We start from the raw sequence: 5,983 nt of genomic DNA on the forward strand, positions 1-5,983 counted from the left end.
GCCAAATTTGGTTATTTTTGTATAGCTCAAATATCTTTTTATAGGTAATCGAATACGTTCCGCCTACGATTAAAAATTTCTTTCGACCGCTTTGAGCTATATCTATAAGCTCTCTAAAAAGGGAGAAGGGCGGATTGGTTACAATGATGTCGGCTTGCGCGATTATCTCCTTTACTTCGTCGCTGCGAAAGTCGCCCCGACCGCGCAACTGCGTTTCGCTCATGCCGTCACTCGTGATCTCTATTTTCGTGCCTTTCGAGTTTAGCTCGTTGATGTTAAACGTCGTCGTGATCAGCTTTTTTAGCTCCAAAGTTTTAAAATTTAAGGCGAAATACCTATAAAAGTTGCTATTTTTGCCGTCATTGCACGGGCAGACTACGATTTTGCCCTTAAAGTGCGCTTTGTAGTCTCGTAGCTCTTCTCTGATCTCGTCAAAGCTAGTATAAAACTCGTCGTCGATCTCGTATTTGGCTTTCATAAAATATACATTGGCTCTCTTTTCTTTATCTGCCATCCAGCCTTGCTCGACCAGCTCGTTTTGGGTTGAAATTTGGCTCATTCTTTCCCTTTTTGTCCCGTTTTGCTTTTTGTATCGAAATACGATTTTAAAAAGCAAATTTCAAAATAATCAGCTTCTGGATCATTTAAATAATGCTCTAAAAATGAAGCGAGTTCTGAACGTACGCTGCCAAACTCTTTAATAAATTTTTTCTTATTTTGCGTTGCAAAGCATATAAAATCATCTTTGCCGATAATACACTCATAACGACTTTCTAAGTTTCTCCTGTATTTTTTAAAAATATCAAAAAATACAGGGTTCAACGTGTCTTTATATTCTTTACCGAAATAAAACCCGGCTATATCTTGCTCTTCATCGATTGTCGTTTTACGGCAAACACGAAAAAAGATTTCGGTGTTGTCCACAACCATGTTATTTCCTCCTCAATGCCTTTTCTATAAACGCCTTACAAATTTTCAGATCGGTATCGTAACCTTTGGGTAGCTCCAGCTTTTTATCTTTTGCTAGATCTTGCGCTAGTTTGATTTGTTTGTCGCTCGGCGGGCGGATGGCTTTGTCTTTATTTTTATTTATAAAATCCGAGCAAATTTTCCAGTCTGCTTCTATGCCGTCCGGTAATGCTATTTTTAAATCCGAAGCTATGCTTTTCGCAAAATTTAGCTGAGCCTCGCTCGGAGGTTTGGTCTCGCCGCTATTTAGCTCTTTAAAGCCCATTTTCTCGTGCAGCGGCTTTATGAAATCGAGATAATTTACTTTACCGCTGCTTATTTCGTCTAGTACGCTTTCCATATGTTTCGTAAATTCGCTTTGCGTGATCCACTCGTCGTCCTTTTTAACGCTTTCGATGAAGCTTATCCCCTTATTCGTGGCCACTATGTTTTGATTTTTGCCTTTGGCCTCGATAATCACGAATTCTCGTTTTAAAAGCGTAGGCAGAAACGTTGCATACGTGCTTGGTCTACCGATACCCTCTTTTTCTAAAAGGGAGATAAAATTGCTTTCCTTGTAGTGTTGCGGAGCTTGTTTTTTAACTTCTTGTAGCTCAAAGCCTAACACCTCGACTTCATCGCCTTGATTTAAATTTAGCTCTATTTCCGTCACCTCTTTGTCCTGCTCGTCTTCATCGTCCGCTTGCTCTTTTAAAGCCCCCTTAAAGCCTTTATAAATGCATTTGCCGGTCTTGGCCTTAAAGCTTAGAGCCTTGACGTCTATATCGTATGTTTTGTTTTCGTTTATGGCGTTTTTGGCTTGACTTAGGACTGAATTTAGAAAAATAAGCTCATAAAGCGATTTTTCGTCATCCGTTAGGCTTTCGCGCACGGCGATCTCATCAATCTCGCCATAATCGTGCACATGGCTTATACGGATCGCTTCGTGAGCCTCCGCTTGGCTTTGGCTGCCGGCTTTATATATTTTTTTCTCGTACCATTCTTGCCCTTTAAATTTAGCTTCTACCTCATTTATAAACTCGTCCGATATGGTGTTGCTATCGGTTCTATGATACGTGATGAGGCCTTTTTCGAATAGCTTTTGAGCTAGGCTCATTGTCTTATCAGAGCTAAAGCCTAGTCTTTTATTTGCCGTCTCTTGCATTTGGCTGGTTCTAAACGGAGCTTGCGGCTTGATTTGGCTTTGTTTCGTATCTATTTGATAGACTTTTGCTCTGCTGCCGCCAAGTTCGGCGATTTTTGCGTTCGCTTCGTCTTTTGAGATAAAAATATTATCGTTAACGGCCGTAAATTCTACGCCGCTGCTAGTTTTTAGCTTTGTTTTGATTTTGTAGTCGATCTGTTTTGAAGCAGGGCTTGCCAAAAATTCTTTTATTTCAAGCTCTCTTTTTACGATCAAAGCGAGCGCCGGCGTTTGGACTCTGCCGACGGATAAATTTTTATCGTTGAGCTTATTGATGTAGGCCGGCGACATGATAAAGCCCACTAGCTTATCGCCCACCGCTCGCGCTTTAAAGCTATCAAATTCTTTTAAATTCGAGCTTGAAAACGGCACGGCTTTATCTAGTCCTTTTTTGATGCCGCTTTCGGTAATCTCGTGGAATTCGGCGCGCTTTACGCTTTTTGCGACATTTTTAATCGTCTCATAAACCATGTAGCCTATGCCGTATCCTTCTCGATCCGGGTCGGTGGCTATGATGACGTCTTTGCCTTTGCAGTCATTAAAAATTTCGTTCATTCTATGCTTGCTTTGCTCTTTCATCTCAAATATCGGCTCATAGCCGGTATAATCGACCACTATCTCCTTTGCTAGCTCTTTAAAATGTCCTTTTGTGGCGTAAACCTTCGCGCCCGTTATATGTTCTATCTTGTCGCACTTATTAGGGCTTTCGATGATGATTACGGCATCGCTCATATTTACTCCTTAATTAAAATTTTGCTCGAATGGCGCGTCTTGCGCGTTATCTGTATATTCGTTTTCCATCTGCGGTGCAGGATGGGCTTGCTCGTTTTGCCCGGCTTCTTGCTTATCTTTGGTATCAAGCATTATCATTTTATCGACGATCACGCTATGCTTGCTTCTGTTTTGTCCGTTATTGTCCGTCCATCGGTCGAATTTCAGCCGCCCCTCGATGAATATCCTTGAACCCTTAGCCAGGTACTGATTGGCTATTTCCGCGCTTTTACCCATAAAAGTTACGTCTATAAAGCACGTCTCTTCCCGCTTCTCGCCGTTTGCCGCATTAAATTTGTGTGTCGAGGCTATTGCGGTATTGCCTATGGCCATACCACTTGCCGTGTATCTGAGCTCTATATCTTTGGTTAAATTTCCTATGATTGTAGCTTGTGCGAACATTTTTACCCCTTTTAAAAGAATTTTCTAAATTTTAGCCTTACGGCACCGCGTATCCGCCGCGAAATACTTTATAAGCATCATATACGCCTTTTCCTAGCATTTTCGTGCCTTTGCCTATATCTTTTCCAAGATTTACGCTCGCGTCTATTCCGGCTTTCGTGATTTGTCCTACCGCATTCCCGCCGGTAGCCTTGCCGAAGCTTTGCAACGCTCCGCCGATAAAGCTGCCGCCTGTCGCTTTTCTAGCTAGTCCGCCCAGCAAAGTCTTTCCGGCTATGCCGCCTGCTACTGCGCCTGCCACTACTCCGCCTGCTCCGCTTTCCATCTGTGTTCCTAGTACCGCATTTATCCAATTTGGTATTTTTCTGATTATGAAAAGCGCAGTTATGCAAGTAATTGCTCCAGTAATCAAATATTCAAACTGCTTTATAAATAATTCGCCTATGACGTTTTGATATTTCTCAAGCTCCGTGATCGGGTTCATTGCCAAATTTAAAGCGATAAACGCCAAAGGAGCTATTATGGCGTATGATAAGTATAGCTTGTACCAGCTCCACAAATACGGCAAAAAGCGCGGCGTAATCAAAAACGGCAGCACCAACGGCAGCGTACTTAATATCAGAAACGCTACGAATTTGCTAAAAAATATAACGATCGTGATGCCGATTAATAGAATGAAAAATACTAAGTAAAATATCCAAAACGGGATCATTAAAAATGCCGTTACGACTCCCGCCATTAAGTAATCGCTCGGGCCATTTATGTTAAATCCGAATATTGACCAAGCTGAGCCTTTTAGATATTCTTTTGTTCCATAATCCCACATCAATACTCTTAAATTATCCACTCTATTGGCCGACTCCGTCACGATCGTTCCGAAGTCTTGACTCTGAAAAATAGAGCTTACCGTCGCGGTTATCATGTTTTCTGGTATAGTTAGGATATATAAAGCGCCAGTATATGCGCTAAATGAACTAAGAACCGCAAAAATGAAACAAAGTTTGATTATATATTTTATAGCGTTAAATGTTTCCTCTCGCGTTGGATAGCCGTTTTTTAGCTTATCCAACAGCCAAAATACGACTATTAATATTACGATCGTCGTCGTGGCGGTCGAATAAACCAAATCGTGAGCTCCTTGATAAAATTTTTCAAACAAGCTCATTACGTTCTCTTGCATAACGGCTTGAGTTTTGTTTATCCAGTTGCTATCCGTTAAAAGCGTTTTCGCTACTTGCTGTTGTGCCATCTTACGCCCTCGTTATATCTTTTTTGTAAGTTTTTATCGATATTAGCACTTTATTGTTATCTAGCGGTTCTGAGGTTTTTATCTTTTTGATTTCTATTTTCTTGCCGTCTTTCATTATCGTCTCGGTAGTGATCTCTTCTTGAAAATACGGGCTTTGCATCTCGATGATAAACTCTTCAGCTCCCTCTTTTATGCTTACGTCATCCGCGCTTATCGGTTGCTTTTTGGCAATCATTCCGTCGCCGACTCCTAAAAAATTCAAAAATTCAAATAACATTTTAATCCCTTTAAATTTGGGGCTTTCGCCCCGTCTACCCTAAGTTTGGTTTAGCTTACCTGCCTTGTTCTATGCCCTTATCTTTTTGCCTAGTCTGCTTTTTAGCTTTCTCGGCTTCTTTGGACATATCAAGCCTTTGCGCCGGGTTATAGTAGTCTACGCCTTTGATTTGAGCCATAGTTAGGTTGTCTAGCTGCTTTGCTAAATTTCCGCCTATCCCCAATGTCTTGCTGTAGTCTATTCTGACTTCGTATGCTTGGTTCTTGGCCGCCTCTCGGTAGTTTTGGATGGCAGTTAGATCCCGCTCCTTGATTTTTTCTTCGTTTAGCCCGTCGAATTGACTTACATGATAGAGCGTTTTCGTCTCCAATCGCGGCTTTATCGGGATTTTTTCCCTGACTACGTACGTGATCGCCTTGCCGGTATTTTCATCGAGTCTAACGTTGCCGTCTTTGTCTTTGACTGCTGCTATAACCTCTTTGCCGTCTTTGTCCAGTTTCGGCCTTAGCTCGTGATCTGCGATATAAAGCATTTTAACGCCGTCCACTCTTGCTTGTAGGCCGTTTTTGGTTTTTAAAATTTCGCCGGTTTGCTCGTCGTGCTTGAGCTTTAGCACCCCACCCATTGCGTTACCTTGCTCCATCGTTACGAATTGAGGCTCGTCGTAGCCTTTTATAGCCATCTCCGCCCTTAAAAGCATACTGGTCTCTCTTGAATATGTTTTGCCGGTCAAGGCATTGTAAGGCATGGTGTTATCCACCTCTTCCTTGCTCATATCCCTTTGCCAATCCGCTTTTGCGGTCTTATGAGCTTCAAAAAGTTTATACTTCATATATTTATCGAAGCTCTCTTTTTTCTCGGCATTACTCATCTGCTCCCAACTCTTTTTCTCTTGTTCCGTTGCCATTTTTTATCCTTGCGTCTGTCGTTTACTCATAGCTTTTGGGCTATGAGTCGGTATTGGGCTCGTCTTGATCGGCGACCTCCATGCTTTGGTGGGACTTATTTAAATATTCCCATTCCTTGCTCTCGCCGTCGCTGATTTCAAACTCGCCGTCTTCGCTTGTCGCAAATCGCTCGGCAAGATTTTTCTCATACTCTTTGTATGCCTTTTCTTGCTCTTGCTTTTCTG

Annotated in this window: 8 protein-coding genes; all 8 read right to left on the reverse strand. The window is 42.0% G+C overall.

Going from position 1 to position 5,983, the window contains the following annotated elements:
- The coding region (locus Q0256_RS05335; protein ID WP_297960812.1) for an adenine-specific methyltransferase EcoRI family protein at window positions 1–559 on the reverse strand (559 nt) is incomplete at its 3' end.
- Window positions 556–930, reverse strand: coding sequence for a hypothetical protein (locus Q0256_RS05340; protein ID WP_297960815.1), 375 nt, complete (start codon window positions 928–930; stop codon window positions 556–558). The genes Q0256_RS05340 and Q0256_RS05335, both read right to left, overlap by 4 nt.
- A 1-nt stretch (window position 931) precedes the next feature.
- Window positions 932–2,884, reverse strand: coding sequence for a type IA DNA topoisomerase (locus tag Q0256_RS05345; protein WP_297960818.1), 1,953 nt, complete (start codon window positions 2,882–2,884; stop codon window positions 932–934).
- A 9-nt stretch (window positions 2,885–2,893) separates the two neighbouring features.
- Window positions 2,894–3,325: a single-stranded DNA-binding protein gene (gene ssb, locus Q0256_RS05350; RefSeq protein WP_297960821.1), complete on the reverse strand. Its 432-nt coding sequence runs from the start codon at window positions 3,323–3,325 to the stop codon at window positions 2,894–2,896.
- 37 nt (window positions 3,326–3,362) lie between these two features.
- Window positions 3,363–4,574, reverse strand: a complete 1,212-nt coding sequence (locus tag Q0256_RS05355; RefSeq protein WP_297960824.1) for a type IV secretion system protein — start codon at window positions 4,572–4,574, stop codon at window positions 3,363–3,365.
- Window position 4,575: 1 nt separating this feature from the next.
- Window positions 4,576–4,851 carry a hypothetical protein gene (locus Q0256_RS05360; RefSeq protein WP_297960827.1) on the reverse strand — a complete coding sequence of 92 codons (276 nt, stop codon included), beginning with the start codon at window positions 4,849–4,851 and terminating at the stop codon, window positions 4,576–4,578.
- A gap of 55 nt (window positions 4,852–4,906) precedes the next feature.
- Complete coding sequence (locus tag Q0256_RS05365; RefSeq protein ID WP_297960830.1) at window positions 4,907–5,758, reverse strand: ArdC-like ssDNA-binding domain-containing protein; 852 nt, start codon at window positions 5,756–5,758, stop codon at window positions 4,907–4,909.
- Between the two features lie 40 nt (window positions 5,759–5,798).
- Window positions 5,799–5,983: hypothetical protein (locus Q0256_RS05370; RefSeq protein ID WP_297960833.1), on the reverse strand; the 185-nt coding region annotated here is incomplete at its 5' end.

This window comes from uncultured Campylobacter sp. (assembly GCF_937949835.1).
Lineage (GTDB): Bacteria > Campylobacterota > Campylobacteria > Campylobacterales > Campylobacteraceae > Campylobacter_B.

What these genes read in the sequence shown, in the direction of transcription:
- Q0256_RS05340 (WP_297960815.1), bottom strand. Translation starts at nt 930, where the DNA reads ATGGTTGTGGACAACACCGAAATCTTTTTTCGTGTTTGCCGTAAAACG.
- Q0256_RS05345 (WP_297960818.1), bottom strand. Translation starts at nt 2,884, where the DNA reads ATGAGCGATGCCGTAATCATCATCGAAAGCCCTAATAAGTGCGACAAG.
- ssb (WP_297960821.1), bottom strand. Translation starts at nt 3,325, where the DNA reads ATGTTCGCACAAGCTACAATCATAGGAAATTTAACCAAAGATATAGAG.
- Q0256_RS05355 (WP_297960824.1), bottom strand. Translation starts at nt 4,574, where the DNA reads ATGGCACAACAGCAAGTAGCGAAAACGCTTTTAACGGATAGCAACTGG.
- Q0256_RS05360 (WP_297960827.1), bottom strand. Translation starts at nt 4,851, where the DNA reads ATGTTATTTGAATTTTTGAATTTTTTAGGAGTCGGCGACGGAATGATT.
- Q0256_RS05365 (WP_297960830.1), bottom strand. Translation starts at nt 5,758, where the DNA reads ATGGCAACGGAACAAGAGAAAAAGAGTTGGGAGCAGATGAGTAATGCC.